This window comes from Halovivax cerinus (assembly GCF_024498195.1).
GTDB lineage: Archaea > Halobacteriota > Halobacteria > Halobacteriales > Natrialbaceae > Halovivax > Halovivax cerinus.
Genome location: NZ_CP101824.1, coordinates 3357262 through 3374069, shown reverse-complemented (window position 1 = coordinate 3374069; position 16808 = coordinate 3357262). Strand labels below are relative to the sequence as shown.

At 62.2% G+C, this 16808-nt stretch carries 15 protein-coding genes and 1 tRNA gene; 11 read left to right on the top strand and 5 right to left on the bottom strand.

Features of this window, described 5'->3' with window-relative positions; genetic code table 11:
• Positions 1–133: 133 nt before the first annotated feature.
• The 3 genes from NO366_RS16000 to NO366_RS15990 all read right to left on the bottom strand — a co-directional run bounded on the left by NO366_RS16000 (position 134) and on the right by NO366_RS15990 (position 1432).
• A complete protein-coding gene (locus tag NO366_RS16000; RefSeq protein ID WP_256531784.1) occupies positions 134–568 on the bottom strand; it encodes a DUF7346 family protein in 435 nt (144 codons plus the stop codon).
• A complete protein-coding gene (locus tag NO366_RS15995; protein ID WP_256531783.1) occupies positions 565–981 on the bottom strand; it encodes a DUF7322 domain-containing protein in 417 nt (138 codons plus the stop codon). The genes NO366_RS16000 and NO366_RS15995 overlap by 4 nt, the downstream gene beginning before the upstream one ends.
• A gap of 265 nt (positions 982–1246) precedes the next feature.
• On the bottom strand, positions 1247–1432 hold the full coding sequence (locus NO366_RS15990) for a DUF7331 family protein (protein WP_256531782.1): 186 nt from the start codon (positions 1430–1432) through the stop codon (positions 1247–1249).
• Between the two features lie 351 nt (positions 1433–1783).
• Here NO366_RS15990 and NO366_RS15985 point away from each other — a divergent pair, with 351 nt between their 5' ends.
• A complete protein-coding gene (locus tag NO366_RS15985; protein ID WP_256531781.1) occupies positions 1784–4501 on the top strand; it encodes a DNA-directed DNA polymerase in 2718 nt (905 codons plus the stop codon).
• Between the two features lie 281 nt (positions 4502–4782).
• On the opposite strand, the gene NO366_RS15980 is transcribed toward NO366_RS15985, so the two are convergent.
• Together NO366_RS15980 and NO366_RS15975 are read right to left on the bottom strand one after the other, a co-directional pair.
• Positions 4783–6054: a glycosyltransferase gene (locus NO366_RS15980; protein WP_256531780.1), complete on the bottom strand. Its 1272-nt coding sequence runs from the start codon at positions 6052–6054 to the stop codon at positions 4783–4785.
• Positions 6055–6945: a Rossmann-fold NAD(P)-binding domain-containing protein gene (locus tag NO366_RS15975; RefSeq protein ID WP_256531779.1), complete on the bottom strand. Its 891-nt coding sequence runs from the start codon at positions 6943–6945 to the stop codon at positions 6055–6057.
• Between the two features lie 556 nt (positions 6946–7501).
• On the opposite strand from NO366_RS15975, the gene NO366_RS15970 reads away from it, so the two are divergent.
• The 10 genes from NO366_RS15970 to NO366_RS15925 all read left to right on the top strand — a co-directional run bounded on the left by NO366_RS15970 (position 7502) and on the right by NO366_RS15925 (position 16771).
• A complete protein-coding gene (locus NO366_RS15970; RefSeq protein ID WP_256531778.1) occupies positions 7502–8560 on the top strand; it encodes a right-handed parallel beta-helix repeat-containing protein in 1059 nt (352 codons plus the stop codon).
• A gap of 249 nt (positions 8561–8809) precedes the next feature.
• Positions 8810–9724, top strand: a complete 915-nt coding sequence (locus NO366_RS15965; protein WP_256531777.1) for an ABC transporter ATP-binding protein — start codon at positions 8810–8812, stop codon at positions 9722–9724.
• A gap of 56 nt (positions 9725–9780) precedes the next feature.
• On the top strand, positions 9781–11211 hold the full coding sequence (gene sufB / locus NO366_RS15960; RefSeq protein ID WP_256531776.1) for a Fe-S cluster assembly protein SufB: 1431 nt from the start codon (positions 9781–9783) through the stop codon (positions 11209–11211).
• A gap of 2 nt (positions 11212–11213) precedes the next feature.
• Entirely contained in the window at positions 11214–12434 is a 1221-nt protein-coding gene (sufD, locus tag NO366_RS15955) for a Fe-S cluster assembly protein SufD (RefSeq protein ID WP_256531775.1), read from the top strand.
• 318 nt (positions 12435–12752) lie between these two features.
• On the top strand, positions 12753–13718 hold the full coding sequence (locus tag NO366_RS15950) for a hypothetical protein (RefSeq protein ID WP_256531774.1): 966 nt from the start codon (positions 12753–12755) through the stop codon (positions 13716–13718).
• Positions 13719–13911: 193 nt separating this feature from the next.
• Positions 13912–14406, top strand: coding sequence for a M41 family metallopeptidase (locus NO366_RS15945; RefSeq protein WP_256531773.1), 495 nt, complete (start codon positions 13912–13914; stop codon positions 14404–14406).
• Positions 14407–14452: 46 nt separating this feature from the next.
• Positions 14453–14875: a metal-dependent transcriptional regulator gene (locus tag NO366_RS15940; RefSeq protein WP_256531772.1), complete on the top strand. Its 423-nt coding sequence runs from the start codon at positions 14453–14455 to the stop codon at positions 14873–14875.
• A 132-nt stretch (positions 14876–15007) separates the two neighbouring features.
• On the top strand, positions 15008–15277 hold the full coding sequence (locus tag NO366_RS15935; protein ID WP_256531771.1) for an AbrB/MazE/SpoVT family DNA-binding domain-containing protein: 270 nt from the start codon (positions 15008–15010) through the stop codon (positions 15275–15277).
• Complete coding sequence (locus NO366_RS15930) at positions 15277–15705, top strand: type II toxin-antitoxin system VapC family toxin (RefSeq protein ID WP_256531770.1); 429 nt, start codon at positions 15277–15279, stop codon at positions 15703–15705. The genes NO366_RS15935 and NO366_RS15930 overlap by 1 nt, the downstream gene beginning before the upstream one ends.
• A gap of 961 nt (positions 15706–16666) precedes the next feature.
• Positions 16667–16771, top strand: a tRNA-Gln gene (locus NO366_RS15925).
• The last annotated feature ends 37 nt before the right edge of the window (positions 16772–16808 follow it).

The window sequence follows — 16808 nt, the reverse complement described above, 5'->3', positions numbered from 1 at the left end:
GTAGATACCATTGTGAGTGGTGGGGTGTTCTCGCGACCCGGTCGGTGGATGGGTCGCACAAGTCGAGCCGCGGAGACGTCGGGCGGGGCGGTCGGTCACCCGAGGCTCGGAGCCGTCGTGGCGCCCGTCGGCGTCACTCCGTCGCCGACCGTCGAAGCGTGGAAATCGTCGTCTTCGTTTCTTCCGTCGCTGCGTAGCCACGTTCACTGTCGACTTCGACCTCGACGATGAGTCCAGCAGCGGTGAGCGAGCCGAGCGTCCCGGCCAGATCGCTCTCGCAGTAGCTCGTCTCTTCGATGAGCGTTCTGACGCCGAGTGGTCCGCGATCGGTGAGCTCGACCAGCAACCCGAGCGTACGCTCGTCGTGGACGGACCCGAGCAGTCGACGAACGGGGCCGGGTATCGCCTCGGCGGCCGTTTCGAGGCCGGTCACGTCGTCGATGGGTTCGAGGCGGTCGGTTCCGACGTACGTCTCGTCACCGGTCGACGGGTCGTAGACGAGGCTGGCATCCGCTGATCGTTTGACGAGGAGGTACCGCTTGCCGTCGGCGGTACGGACAGGCCTCACGATTCCTCACGCTCCGACGGTGAGGTGGATCGTTCGCCCGTCGACTCCGGTCGGAAGCCGTCGGTTTCGGTGTCCGCTTCGGTCGGTGCACTCGCTCCGTCTTCGAAACGGCGATAGCGGCGATACGCGAGACCAAAGAGGACGAGTCCGCCGAGGACGAGTGCGAGTCCCTCGCGCGCCATGTCGAGGAAGTACCACAGCATCGGCCCGACGGAGACGAGCAAGATGGCCACGTTGCAGATCAGGACGATCGTCCAGAAGGTCCGAACGAGTTCGGAATCGACGTCAGACTCGTCGGTCGACACCTGCGGGACCGTCAGTCCGTCGGCGTCGGGATCGTGGAGGTCGTCCTCCGGGTCCCACTCGTCAGGCTCTGCCGCACCCGGTTCGAGTTCGAAGTCGTCGAGGCCCACGAGACGGTATTCGACGCGACCGGCGAAAAAGGGTATCGGTCAGCAATCGGTCTGGCTAGCGCCAGCGGGCCGTCGTTCCAGCCGATCAACGCCGTACCGTACCGACGCGATCGTCGCGTCGGACCGCTGTCCCCGATGGCGCACCGGAATCGACACCCGTCGGTGTGTGTGTGTGTGTGTGTGTGTGTGTGTGTTGGCCGTTCAATTGATTCCGAAACGGTCTCCACGGCCGGTCGGTCCGGCAGGACGATGGTACGGTGTCTGGTCAGGCGATTTCGTCGAGACACAGTGTCCGGTCCGTCTCTACCCAGGCGAGCGGGTTCTCAGTGTCGTAGAAGACGATTCCATCATCTGTCTCGTAGAACTCGATACTGGGTAGCGTCGAGAGGTCCTGCGTCGATTCCCGCTCGTCCGTCACGTCGTCGTTTACACGGGTGGACACTGTTGTCACCTCGTCACGTGATACGTGTTATCACGTTAAATGTCTTGTTGCCGTTCTCCGCGTCCGGACGCCGTCCAGGTAATATGGAATTTCTCGGACGGCGACGAGTCCAGTTCGGACGTTTGGGTAGAGTCGATGACGCGTGAATGCCCGTTCGGAGTCGTGAGCGGGTCCGGGGCGGTTCGATTCGGCGTGGTGATCTCGGGTTCGGCGGTACACGAGGGTCCGACCGATCGATTCGACGTGAGTGGATGTGTTTTTCTCGTACGTGATCGACCGCTTCCGCCCGATTCGATACCGTACTCGACGCCGGTGGTGGAGTACCTGGGTTTATACTGTCCGGACCCAAAACCCGGCGCAATGAGTGACGAGGCCCAGCAGGTTCTCGGTGCGTTTTCCGACGAGGAGACGCGACCGGACGCGGAGGCCGCCCACGTCGCAGGCGCCGGCCGCTCGAGCGACGCGACCGTCCTCGACCCGCGACGTGAGACACTACCGGACAGTCAGGGCGACCTCGACGTCGCCGTCATGCAGGTCGACTACACGATCGTCGGTCGGGGCGACGACGAGCGACCGATCGTCCACGTCTTTGGTCGCACCGACGGAGACGAACTCGAACACATCCAGGTCGTCGGCTTCCGGCCGTATTTCTACGCGCCGACCGAGTCGGTCGACGACGACCGGCTGGCCAGTTACGACCGGATCACCGACTGGGACGAGGCGGACGAAGACGGTCAGCCCTACGAGAGCATCCGTGGCACCCGGCTGACGAAGATTTACGGGCAGACGCCCCGTGACGTCGGACAGATCAGAGACGAGTTCGACCACTACGAGGCGGACATCCTCTTTCCGAACCGATTTCTCATCGACAAGGACGTCCGCAGCGGTATCTGCGTCCCCGAGCGCCGGGCCGACGATGGTTCGGTGATCGTTCCTCACGACGAGGTCGAAGCCGTCGACGCGGACGCGACGCCGCGGGTCCAGACGTTCGACATCGAGGTAGACGACAGATCCGGCTTTCCGGAAGACGGCGAGGAACCGATCATCTGCCTCGCGAGTCACGACTCGTACCGCGACGAGTACCTCCTGTGGATCTGGGCTGCCGACGACGGGGACGGGGAACTCCCGTTCGCCCTCGACGAGTACGAGCCGATCGAGGGCGAGATCGACCACGACGTCCGTGCTTTCGAGACCGAGGAAGCGATGCTCGAATCGTTCCTCGGGTACGTCGACGAGACCGATCCCGACGTGCTGACCGGGTGGAACTTCGACGATTTCGACGCGCCGTACCTCCTCGATCGACTCGACGTGCTCGACGGGCCTCACCACGACCACGATCTCGACCCCGACCGCCTCTCTCGCCTGGGCGAAGTCTGGCGGAGTAACTGGGGCGGGCCGGACGTCAAGGGTCGCGTCGTCTTCGACCTCCTCTACGGCTACCAGCGTCGCATCTTCACCGAACTCGATTCCTATCGACTGGACGCCGTCGGCGAGAGCGAACTCGGCGTCGGGAAGGAGCGATACCCCGGCAAGATCGGTGACCTCTGGGAGAACGACCCCACGCGGCTCTTGGAGTACAACCTCCGGGACGTCGAAATCTGCGTGGAACTGGATCACCAGCAGGAACTGATCGCCTTCTGGCGAGAGATGGCCACGTTCGTCGGCTGCAAGTTAGAGGACGCGCCGACGCCAGGCGACGCCGTCGACATGTACGTCCTGCACAAGGCGAACGGTCGGTGGGCGCTTCCCTCGAAGGGCCAGCAGGAAGCCGGCGACGAGTACGAGGGTGGCGCCGTCTTCGACCCCATCACGGGCGTGCGCGAGAACGTGACCGTCCTCGACTTGAAGAGTCTGTATCCGATGTGCATGGTGACGATCAACGCTTCGCCCGAGACCCGGGTCGATCCAGACGAGTACGACGGCGATACGCACGTGGCCCCGTCGGGGACGCACTTCATGCAGGAACCCGATGGTGTCATGCGCGAGATGATAACGGAACTGCTCGCCGAGCGCGAGGAGAAGAAGTCTCTGCGAAACGAACACGAGCCAGGGTCGCGCGCGTACGAACAGTACGACCGACAGCAGGGAGCTGTCAAGGTAATTATGAATTCGCTGTACGGAGTCTCAGGGTGGGAACAGTTCCGCCTCTACGACAAGGCAGCCGCATCAGCAATTACGGCGACAGGTCGCGAGGTTATCGAATTCACCGAAACCGCCGCCGAGGAGCTACACTACCAGGTTGCGTACGGAGACACCGATTCAGTCATGCTGGAACTCGGCCCCGACGTCTCCCCGGACGAGGCCATAGAACAGTCCTTCGAGATCGAGGACTACATCAACGGCCGCTACGACGACTTCGCGCGCGAGGAACTGAACGCGGACGACCACCGCTTCCAGATCGAGTTCGAGAAACTCTACCGACGATTCTTCCAGGCAGGAAAGAAAAAGCGCTACGCCGGTCACATCGTCTGGAAGGAGGGTAAGGACGTCGACGACATCGATATCACCGGCTTCGAGTACCAACGCTCTGACATCGCCCAGATCACCAAGGAGGTCCAGCACCAGGTCATCGAGATGATCGTCCGCGACGGAGACATCGAGGGGACCGAAACTTACGTCAACGAGATTATCGAGAATTTCCTGGCCGGTGAGGTCTCGCTCGAAGAGATCGCGATTCCTGGCGGCATCGGTAAGCGCCTCACGGAGTACGAGACCGACACGGCCCACGTTCGCGGGGCGAAGTACGCCAACCTGTTACTTGGGACGAACTTCCAGCGCGGGAGCAAACCCAAGCGCGTCTACCTGGATCGGGTCCACGACGACTTCTTCCAGCGAATCGAAGCCGAGGAGGGTCTCGATCCCGCTGAAAACGGCGTGTACGAGGAGTTCAAGCGAAATCAGGACGTGATCTGTTTCGAGTACGACGACCAGATCCCGCCCGAGTTCGAAATCGACTTCGAGAAGATGCTCGACAAGACGCTCAAAGGGCCCATCGAGCGGATCCTCGAAGCGCTCGACATCTCGTGGGAGGAAGTGAAGTCCGGACAAGAACAGACTGGACTGGACAGTTTCGTCTGACCCGGGCGCCAACTGGGGAGTCTCCCGTCGGGGCCAGTACCCACGCTACCTCCGTGTTTTTCCGGCCGAATCGTACGCTCCGTCGGTGTATCCGGGTGTGGTTTTCTCGGCTCGTACGGATCCACCGGTCTCCGGGCGGAGTCGTGAGCCGGACGGATCGCACGCGACTGCTGGCGGACGAAGCGCGGCTGATGGGATCGTAGTCGGGATATCGCGTGTGGGTGTCAGTGCGAACGCTGTCACCACGTCAGGGAATGAAGCGAACGGGTGGCCGCGTTCGGTCAGTACCGTACGGTCAGGAGTAACGAGATGTACCCGGCGAGCGTCGCGAGTACCAGCCCGACCGACAGCGACGTGACGAGTCGTCGACGCAGCGGTGGGAACCCGAACCGGGTGTCGTCGCCCCGGGTGAGCCAGCCCTGTGCGTTCGCGCTGAACAGTGCGTAGAGGTACACCGGGGACATGAGGAACGAACCGATCGTGTACAGCGGGACGAGTGAGAACCCGCCCGTGTACGCGGTGAGATAGGGGTACATCTTGACCGACCGCGAGAGGAGCCACCAGACGAGTATGCCGACCGCGACGAGGTACAGGCCCGCCGTCAGAGACAGCGTAAAGTACACCGGGGCGAGCAGGATCGCGAACGTCGCGATGAACCGATCGACGTTGTAGTACGCGAGCCACTTGCGACGGAACACCCAGCCTTCCCAGAACGCCATGAGGTCCGATCGGATCGTATTCCGTGTCCAGCGGACCGTCTGATTGATGAACGTCCTCGCATCTGGAGCCGCACCGATATCGATGACACTCGTCGACTGGTAGACGGCGTCCCAGCCATTCGCCTGGATCGCTCGCGTGAGGAACTTATCGTCCCCGGAGATGACCGGTTTTCCGAGGAACGTCTCCGTGGCTAGATCGTCGATGACCGTTTCGATCGCCTCCCGACGGTAGACGGCCGTCCGACCGGACACGCACGATAGTGACCGGGAGATCGACGAGAGCGCCGGGTAATCGATGGCGAACTGGAGGCGCATCTGGACCTCGTAGAGGCGCTGGGCGAGCGTGGACTGGTCGCTCACGATCTGTTTGGGGCTGACTGCACCCACGGTCGGGTCAGCGAAGGGCCGGCAGAACTCGACCATCGTGTCCGATCGCCACTTCACGTCGTCGTCCACGAGCGCGATGATGTCGCCTTCCGCCCGCCGAACCCCGTCGTGTAGCGCCGGTCGCTTGCCGTCTTTCGGCGTCACGATGCAGCTAAACTCGTCGTAATTTTCGACGAGCTGGTAAAACCGTCTGATTATCTCTCGATCTCCCTCGTCGATTACCGCGATTATCTCGTCCGGATCGTTTTCGAACCACGTGAACACCGTGTCGATAAAGTCGTCCGGGTCCGCCCGGTAGACCGGCGCAACGACCGAAACCGAGACATCCGGTGGGTCGTCGGTGAAGGGACGGTACGTGCGTGCGAGCAGGACCTTCCCGGTCCACACACCCCACCGCCAGAGCCCGACCAGTGCGAGCGGTAGAAACGTCAGCGCTGACGCGACCATCTATTCGGCGGCGACGGTCGTCCGTCGGTCTTCCTCGTGTTCTTCGAACGCATCGACGAGTTCGTTCTCCTCGATCGTCCCGGACAGTTGCGGTACGGGAATGTCGTGGCGATCTTCAGCCCAGCCACGGAGTCCTCGCGTATCCTTGGGCAAACAGTGGCCTCCGTACGGCCAGCCTCCCTCCCATCCCATCTCCGGTCCGGTCCAGGGTGTTATCTGACTGACGCCGCTCAGGACGCGATCGGGATCGACCGCTTCGTCGACGACGCTCGCCGATCGACACTCCTCCATCAGTCTCCAGAGCTGGTTCGAGAACGATATTTTGGTTGCCGCGAAGAGGTTACTCCCGAACTTGAGGAACTCCGCCTCCGTCGGTGTGAGTTCGACGAAGGTCGCCACCTGTGGGCCGAACGCACACTTTATCGTCTCAAGCGCCAGCCGACTCTGGGTACCGATGACCAGCGACTCCATCTTCGCGATGTCCTCTCTGGCCGTCTCGGCGAAGAGGAACTCCGGAACCATCGCGTAGTCGTCGATGTCGTACGTCGTCGCAAGTGCGTCGGTCGTCCCCGGCGGGACCGTACTTCGAACGGCCACGACGGATGGGTCCTGGTCAGCAAGCGTTTCCACCGCCGACTCGACGTACGTCGTCCGGAGCTCGTTCGTCGTCTCGTCGTACGGCGTGGGAACGGCGATGAGCGACAGGTCCGCGTCGATCGCCTCGTCTGGCGTCGCCGTTCGATGGCCGTCCGCGTCCAGGCTATCGAGGACGTCGTGGTCGAGATCTTTGAACACAACCTCGTGCCCCCAGTCGTCGAGCGCCAATCCGGTCGCCTCGCCGACCGTTCCGGCTCCGATCACCTCGATCGTGAGTGTGTCTGTGTGTCTCATGACGACCACACCTGTACCGTTGGCACGGCGCACCGCTCGCAGAGCGCCGCCTCGTTTCCGTTGTACGTTCCTCGTCGGACCGATCCCACCCCACAGAACTGGCACTCCCTCCCCGCGAGTGCGGCAGTTATGCTCGTTTCCGTCCGTGTTTCCGTGTCCGTCATTCGAATCAACTCTGATTAAATTACTGCTAGCTACTCTGCATCTAACACCAATACTACGTATGATATTTAATAGTATCGAATTTCTAAGAGTGGAATTTATAGTTGTGGTCCATAAACGATTGAGGATACCGAAATACTTGATATATTTATTAGACTAATTTATATATGTGTGGGACTCTCAGTTTCGACGAGCTTCGATCCGCGTGATGGGAAACGACTGCAGCCGTCGGCGTGCACTCCTGGCCTGCGGAATCGTCGGCTGTGCAGGGTGTGCCGAACGGCTCGAGAACGTGCGGACAAACACGGGCGGCCGAACCGGAGACGGATCCCGTTCGGATCCTGCGATACGGCGTCCGTCACCGTGTCGGAGTGGCAGTGACGAGGTGATTCGTGTGAGCCCGTCGGACGGCGTGAGTACGTTGCGACGGGTCCTAGACGAGCTCGGTGACCAGCCGGGTATCGTTCACGTCGAGGCTGGTGAATTCGATTCGATCGAGGAGCCCGTTCGCGTCCCTGCGAACACCTGGTTGCGGGGCGCCGGTGCGGATCGGACGGCGTTTCGGTTCGCCAACGACGTGTCGATGGACAGTTCCGGGCTGGTTCGGATCGAAGGTGACTCCGTCGGTGTGACTGATCTCGAACTCGACGGCAATCGGGCGAACGTCTCGCTCGGTTCGTCGAACCGGGGGCAGGAGTATGGAATCTACGTCGCCGGTTGTACGTCCGTCTGCATCGAACGGGTACACTGCCATCACTTTCCCGGGTACGGAATCGACCCGCACCCGCACCGATCTCGACCGCCCCGACACGTCAGGGTGGCTCACTGCCGGACCGCACACAACGGACTGGACGGCATCACGTTCGCCGGTGTCGTGGATGGAATCGTAGAACGGAACGTCTCACACGACAACGATCGCCACGGCATCAACCTGACCGGTCGACCAGGATCGGACAGTCTGGTGTGCGGGAACGTCGTTCGATCCAACGGTGGGTCCGGCGTCGTCGTCCAGAACGGTGTCGACGGTATTCGCGTCGAATCGACGCTCGTCGCGGACAACGCCAGGTCGGGCATTCGGCTCGGCAACGAGGGTGCGACGAGCGAGTCAGTCGTCGTCACCGGGTCGGCCGTTCACGGCAACGCTGGGCCCGGGATCAACGTCCGTCGCGCCGAGTCGGTTCGCGTGTCGGATACCTGGATCCGTGAGAACAACGGCTCCGGCGAGACGACGGCCGACGTAGTGATCCGCGGCGACGGGGAGCGTGCGAGCTCGAACGTACGTGTCGGTGAGAGTACCGTCGTGTGCGGCCGCGAGACACCGTACGGTATCGACGAACGCCCGGGCTGTGGCCCGTCGACGATCGTCGGTGTCCAGATCACCGGGTACGACCGGAACGCGGTTCGCCTCCGACACCCGGACTCGACGATTCTCGGGACGGATGTGAATCCGTGAGCGTTCCCTCCGCCGTAGTGCGGTCGTGAACGGACGTCAATTGTCGTCTGTTTACTCCCCGGCAATTGGTCGGTACCGACACATTCCTTCCGTCAACCTGGCCTGCGATTCGATAATGGAAACAATATCTGGCTAACAACCTATTTTTTCTATTGATCGGTGATTCTGTCTTGGCGTGTCGGCAGTCGATCCATCCAAAGACGAAACCGTTATGGGTGAGTCGACCCATCGTGTAGCCGATAGAGTCCTATGGCACGTCTCGAATTACGAAACCTGCACGCGAAAGTTGCTGAGGGCGAGGAGACGATCCTCGAAGGGGTCGACCTCGAGGTCGAATCGGGGGAGATCCACGCACTGATGGGGCCGAACGGGTCGGGGAAATCGACCACAGCCAAGGTCGTCGCCGGCCACCCCGCTTACGAGGTCACCGAGGGCGAGGTCCTGATCCACCTCGACGAAGACGAGTTCGGCGACGACTTCGAGATCGACGAGGACCAGCGCACCTGGAACCTCCTCGACCTCGAACCGAACGAGCGTGCGGCCCTTGGCGTCTTCCTCGGCTTCCAGTATCCCGCCGAGATCGAAGGCGTCACGATGACGAACTTCCTCCGCACGGCACTGAACGCGAAGATCGACGAGCGGGAGGAACTCTTCGAGGACGATGACGAAGACGACGCGGTCGATGACGACGAGGACGACGGCTTCGAGACGTCGCCGATGGAAGGTCCGGCCGACGAGGGTGAGATCGGCGTCGCCGAGTTCCAGGAGATCTTGCGCGAGAAGATGGCCCAGCTGGACATGGACGAGAGCTTTGCCCAGCGCTACCTGAACGCCGGCTTCTCCGGCGGCGAGAAAAAGCAGAACGAGGTGCTGCAGGCCGCGATCCTCGAGCCGTCGGTCGCAGTCCTCGACGAGATCGACTCGGGGCTCGACATCGACCGGCTCCAGGACGTCTCGGCGGGCATCAACGCGCTGCGCGACGAGCAGGGAACCGGTATCCTCCAGATCACTCACTACCAGCGCATCCTCGACTACGTCGAGCCCGATCACGTCCACGTGATGCTCGACGGCAGGATCGCCAAGAGCGGCGGCCCCGAACTCGCCGAGAAACTCGAGGACAAGGGCTACGACTGGGTCCGCGAGGACGTCTACGAGACGGCGTAATCGCCCTGGCCGGACGAAGGGTCTTACCGCTAGAGACGTAACCTACCACCAACACCATGAGCTCAGAACAAGATCACCTGCAAGAGACGGACACCGAGGAGCGCTTTGCGTTCAAGAACGAACACAAAGCCGCTCTCACGTCCGAGAAGGGCCTGAACGAGGAGACGATCAGGCTCATCTCGGAGGACAAGGACGAACCGGAGTGGATGCTGGAACGGCGCCTCCGAGCGCTGCGATTGTTCCAGGAGATGCCGATGCCGACCGACTGGCCCGGCCAGCCGGACCTCTCCGAAATAGATATCGACGAGATCGTGCCGTACATTCGCCCGGACGTCGAGGCCCGCGAGGGGACCGACGACTGGGAGAATCTCCCGGACGAGATCAAGGACACCTTCGACAAGCTGGGCATCCCGGAAGCCGAGAAGAAGGCGCTCTCGGGCGTCGGTGCCCAGTACGAGTCCGAGGTCGTCTACCAGAACATGCAAGAGCAGTGGGAGGAGAAGGGGGTCGTCTTCATGAACATGGACCGCGCGGTCCAGGAACACCCCGAGATCGTCAAGGAGCACTTCATGACCTCCTGCGTGCCCCCGAGCGACAACAAGTTCGCCGCGCTCCACGGCGCGGTCTGGTCCGGCGGCTCGTTCGTCTACGTCCCCGAGGGCGTGACGGTCGAGATGCCCGTCCAGGCGTACTTCCGCATGAACTCCGAGGGCATGGGCCAGTTCGAGCACACGCTCATCGTCGCCGAGGAGGGCGCCGAGGTGCACTACATCGAGGGCTGTTCCGCCCCGAAGTACTCCGCCTTCAACCTCCACTCTGGCGGCGTCGAGGTCTTCGTCGGCGAGGACGCCCACGTCCAGTACTCCACCGTGCAGAACTGGTCGCGTAACACCTACAACCTGAACACGAAACGTGCCATCGTCGAAGAAAACGGCACCATGGAGTGGATCTCGGGTTCGATGGGTTCGAAGGCCACGATGCTGTACCCGTGTACGATCCTCAAGGGTCGCGGCGCGACGGACACCCACATCACGATCGCCTTCGCGGGCGAGGGCCAGGACATCGACACCGGCGCGAAGGTCTACCACAACGCGCCCGACACCAGTTCGACCATCGAGTCGAAGTCGATCTCGAAGGACGGCGGCCGGACCAACTATCGCGGCCTCGTCCACATCGCCGACGGCGCCGAGAACGCCTCGACGGCCGTCGAGTGTGACGCGCTGATGTTCGACAACGAGTCGACGTCGGACACCATGCCGTACATGGAGATCGAGGAGTCGAAGGTCGACGTCGCCCACGAGGCGACCGTCGGCAAGATCGGTGACGAGGACATCTTCTACCTCCAGAGCCGCGGGCTGGACGACGACGACGCCAAGAAGATGATCGTCGCCGGCTTCATCGAGCCGATCACGGAGGAACTGCCGATCGAGTACGCCGTCGAGCTCAACCGACTCATCGAGCTCGAGATGGAGGGAAGCCTCGGGTAACCATGAGTACGCAGCTACAGGCCACAGTTTCGGCGGAGACGGTTCGGGAGATCAGCGCGGCAAACGACGAGCCCGAGTGGCTCACCGAGACGCGTCTCGACGCGCTCGCAGCCCTCTCGGACCTGGACATGCCGCCGGTCATCCGCACGCCCGGTCGCAACTGGACGAACCTCTACGCACTCGACTTCGAGTCGCTCGTCGACCCGCTGAACGCGGCCGAGGAGAAGGATCTCGTCGGCGACGGCGAGGTCGTCGTGACGACGCTCGCCGAGGCGGCCACCGACGACGAGTACGCGGATATCGTCCGCGAGCACTTCGGCAGTGTCGTCGATCCGCAGGAGAACTACCTCACTGCGTTGTCGACCGCGCTGTTCACCTCGGGCACGTTCGTCTACGTCCCGGAGGGTGTCGACGCCGAAGACGTGACGATCCGGACCGAGATGAACTCCCGGTCGCTGTTCAACCACACGCTCGTCGTCGCCGAGGATTCCTCCTCCGCGACGATTCTAGAGCGTCAATTCACCGGCGACTCTGTCACCGCCGACGATCGCTACTACAGCGCCGTCGTCGAGGTCGTCGCGAACGAGAACAGTCACGTCCAGTACGGCTGGCTGCAGAACCTGGACGAGGACACCTACAACTACTCACTCAAGCGTGGCTCGGCCGATACGTACGCCACGATCAACTGGATCGAGGGCAACCTCGGCTCGCGCCTGACGAAGTCCGCCGTGGAGACGACGCTCGACGGCAGTGGCTCGGAAAGCCAGATCGTCGGTGCGTTCTTCGGCCACGACGAGCAGCACTTCGACGTCAACGCCCGTGTCTGGCACAACGACGAACACACGACGGCCGACCTCGTCACCCGCGGCGTCCTCGACGACGAGGCGCGCTCGGTCTACGAGGGTGTCCAGGACGTCGGCACCGAGGCCTGGGACACGAGTTCGTACCAGCGCGAGAACACGCTGATGCTCTCGGACGACTCCGAGGCCGACGCGAGCCCGAAGCTCATCATCAACAACCACGACACGGAGGCCAGCCACTCCGCGACCGTGGGCCAGGTCGACGCCGAAGAACTACTCTACATGACCTCGCGCGGAATCCCGGAAGACCAGGCCACCGACATGCTCGTCGAGGGCTTCTTCGTCCCGGTCTTCGAGGAGATTCGCATCGACGAGTTCCGCGACGACCTGCAGTCGCTGATCCAGGCTCGTCTGAACGAGTGACGATTCCGCCCGGCGCGGTCCTCGGCCACTCTCGATCCGCCTCCCGGTCGTCGACGCCCCCAGTGTGTGCTGTTCGTTCCGTCGATACCGCCCGACTGATGGCACTTCGTGCGTGGTAAATCGACGATTTCTACGTCTCTTTCGCCAGGCCGACACGTCATCGCAACCGATTCTCACCGAGTGGCACGGTTCTCGTGGCGGATCTTCGTTCGGCCCTATCTGTTTCCGAACACGTCATCGAACTGTACTGCACAGCTCTCGTATCGTTACACCCCGTCTGACGGGTATTTTAATAGGGTCCCGACCAACCCTCGAACGATGCAGACACTCTCGGTCGAACTCGACGAGGAGACACTCCAGGCGCTGGAGGTGGAGCGATCACTCATCGGCTTCGAGAGTCGCGACGCGTACGTTCGCTGGATCATCGCCAACCGCGCTTCGATCGAACACGAGACCGAGATGGGAGACGTTCTGGACGTCTACAGCGATAAAATCGCGCGTCTGGAGTCGCGCCTGGAGTCCATCGAGTCCGACCAACCGGCGGAGGAGCGCGAGCCGCGGGCGTCCGCCACGTCGCCGTCTGGAGCCGACGAGGCCGGACAGCCACCGCCTGCGACCTCCGACGGCGGCTGGACAGAACCAGCGTCTGACGCCACCGACGACACCGGCACACCCGACGAACCGGTGACGACCGAACCGATCGTGCCCGATGCGGACGATGGCGCCGAACAGACCGGGACCGGTCCGGCCGGTGATGCCGAATCGAAATCGACCGCAGAAAGCGATGGAATCGACTCGATGAACCTCCGGCCCGAGCGGGTCGTCCGGATGCGAGACGAGCAACTGTCGGACGATGCGGGTGATCTGGGGACGGTCGAGGGTGACCGAATCGACGAACTCTCTCGACGGGCGGTCGCGAAGACGCGCAAGCAACTGGACCGTACGGTCGAGACCGGCCTGGAGTACCGCTCTGCGACCTCACTCGCTGATACGAGCGACGACGTCCGTCCCGGGGAGGACATCACGAATCTGGACGCCATCGAGGTTCCAGGCCGGTCCGCCGACCTCGTCGAGCGGCGTCGGGAACTGATCGGCGTCGCTCTCGCGCACCTGCGCGACGATGGCGCGGCGAAGAAGAACGACTTCGTCGACGCGCTGTACGAGGAGCATCCGGCGGGATATGGTTCGCCGGGCGGGTGGTGGCGCTGTCTCAAATCGGGGCTCAAGCAGGTCGAGTGCGTCTCTGGCGGCGACGGCAGCCGCATCTGGCGACTCGTCGACTGACGGTCCGTCGGCTGTCGAACCAGCTGTTCCAGCGCCGTCCGTTCTGACCACTATCCAGTGCTGTCGACTGGCATACGCTCCGTGTAGTACCGTCCGTCGGTCGAGTCGGTCGTGTTCTGTGCCGACGGTTCCGTGACCGGACTGGTAGAGACCAAAGCGGGAAGTTAAGTGCCGGCCCGACTCAGCGTGTGGTATGAGTCTGGGACAGCGCGTTACGACCGACCACCAGCTCGCCCGATTACTCCAGATCGGGGTCGTGCTGGAGGAGGTCGTCGAGTCGCGCGCCGCCCACCACCTGGAGAGCCTCCCGGAGGCGGAGCGGGAGGCGATCGACGCGGAGGTCCGGGCGTTGCTCGACGAGGCGGCCGACGAATCCGCCGAGCACCGCGAACGCCTGGAGTCGCTGGTCGACGATCTCGACGCGGAGACGGTCTCGTACGAAGAGATCAACGCCCTCGTCGACGCCCGCTACGGCCCGCCGGAGGGGACCGACGGCGTTCTCTACGACCAGTTGTGTAACGAGGAGACGGCCTACAAGTTCTACGACGACCTGATCGAGGCGATCGAGGCGTCCGATGCCGCGTTCGCGATCGACCGCGAGGTGGTACTGGAGACGCTGCGTGGCATTCGCGAGGAGGAGCGCGAGGGTGTCGAAGATGTGACCGATATCATGGAGCGACGAGCATGAGTGAGAACACACCGACTCGACGAGTCGCATCGACGGAGGGGTGGCGATGAACACGGCCGATCAGTATCTCAAGGCGGTCTACCTCGCCCAGCGAATGGAGGACGGCCCCGCCGCGACGGGCACGCTCGCCGACATGCTGGACGTCAGTCCCGCAAGTGTCAACGAGATGGTCGGAAAGTTAGAGGACCGCGGCCTGCTCGAACACGAGAAGTACAAGGGTGCGGCGCTGACCGACGAGGGGATCGAACGCGCCCACGACGCGCTGACGACCTACTGCATCATCGAGCGCTTTCTGACGAACGTCCTGGAGGTCGAGGAGTTTCGCGACGAGGCGCGCGCCCTGGAGGCCGTCATCGACGACACGGTGGCGGAGCGACTCGACACGATCATCGACCGGCGACCGGAGTGCCCGGAGTGTTTCGACCCCGAGGCGGATTGCTGTTCGTATCTGGAGCCGAGTCTGGACTAGGCGATTCTACCGGAAGATCCCGTAGAGAGTGGTTGTATCCGGAACGAAGGCGTAGCGGTAACACCTATCTAGGCGGGTTCTCTCGTCACATGCAGCGCAACATGTATTGGGGTGTGGGTCGTACATTTGACCATGTCGATGGATAGCGTCCCCGAGGAAACGACTGTCAGTAAGAGTGGTATGGTAACGATTCCATCCTCGCTTCGTCATCGACTCGATATCGAGGCCGGGGACAAGATTCGATGGGAGGTCGATGAGGCGGGCTCGCTATCGGTTACTGTTGTCAAACAACGTCATGGCGCGTTCGCGGACTTTGAACCTGTGCCAATGGGAGGGGACGGATTGCAAACCCACGATCTTGCAGGTCACGATTCTGATCCCGCGTTCGAGGAGTCGAACTAATGGCAGTTGCAGTCGTCGATACTGCCGTTCTCGTCGGTATGGCTGATTCACAGGATACGCATCACGAGGCGGCGATGGAAATCGTCCGCGGTATGGATCGGGGCGAACTTCCGATCGGCTGTGTGACGAACTATGTCGTATTGGAAACGTTAAACTGGATCCACCGAAAACGTCATCACCGGTTAGCCGGGGAGACGTATGATCGTCTCAGTGAGTCTGCTGGATTCGAGATCCAGCATGCAGCGCAGAAAGATTACGTTCGGGGGCTCGAACTCTTCGAGACGTACGAGGGACTCTCGTTCGGTGATGCATCGATCGTCGCCTACATGGAACGCGAGGAGGTTGAATTCATGTACTCGTTCGACGACGATTTCGACGCTGTCGATGGAATTACTCGATTGGAAAGCCCAGATAATCCATACCGGTGAGCCTGCTCCCCTGTCGGTGACTGTACATTGTTCCACGGGCGTTCGTGTCGACCACGGTGTATGAAACTGTCAACACACATATAGAAATACCGCTGGCCACAGTTGCTATTGCTGGCGTTCAGGCTGGCATGCCCTGTCACGTTCCACATTGAGCCGATAGCCGTTCACGGCCACAGGATCGACAGGAGTTCGAGGACGTAGTCCACCCACGATGGCCCACCGTCATCGTCGTCCTCGGAACGGCTCCGTGCCATGCGAACCCGTTCCGACCAGTGACATATAGCTCTATCGCGCCGTCGAGCCGGATTCGCGCACGGTCTGTCACGAAGCCGACCGCGGACCGGTCCGCGGTCGGAGTCGTCGCGACCGGAAGCGTTCGCACACGATGTCCGCTCGAGCCGATGCCGGACTCGTCCCGATCGGTCACCCGAGCGTTCCGGATGGCCGTCTCGGACGGTCGCCACCCAGCGGTGATGGATCCCCCCAATCCAACGGTCGATGGTGATGGCTGCGCCGGAGAACGGCGTCGAAACGCGAGGCTACCGATTCCGAGCACTTGAGCGCTCGTGCGAGGGGTTTATGTCTCGCGGGTGGGTAGCGAATCATGGCTTCGGCCTTCGCGGGTTGGAAGCCACCGTCTCGGGTGTGCTAGCACCCGGGACATTTTCGCGCACGTCCCCTGGCGGCAATCGATGGAGACGACGGCTTCCGAATTGGGTTACGAGGAATAGTTACTTATATCTAACTCTCACCGCGCGGATTTTGCCTTCGTAGGGACGGTTGCGTTCCTCTCTGTGATAGCTGCGTGGGGCTAGAATCTCTCTCAGAAATCAATCGTGTCTTGCCTTCCCACGATAGATTTCTTCGATAGCTGGGATCGGGAGTCGACGCACGGCCGCGATCTCCCGGTCGAAAAGTAACACTATTATCCCGCCGGCGGGTATCCAAGTGATGCGGACGGAGTCCCGTGGTGTAGTGGCCAATCATAGCGGCCTTTGGACGCTGGTGGGGTTTTCCCCACGGCGGAAGTAAGCCGCTGACGGCGGTTCGAATCCGCCCGGGACTATTCTGCCGCGAGCAATTCGCGAGCGGCGCATATCTCC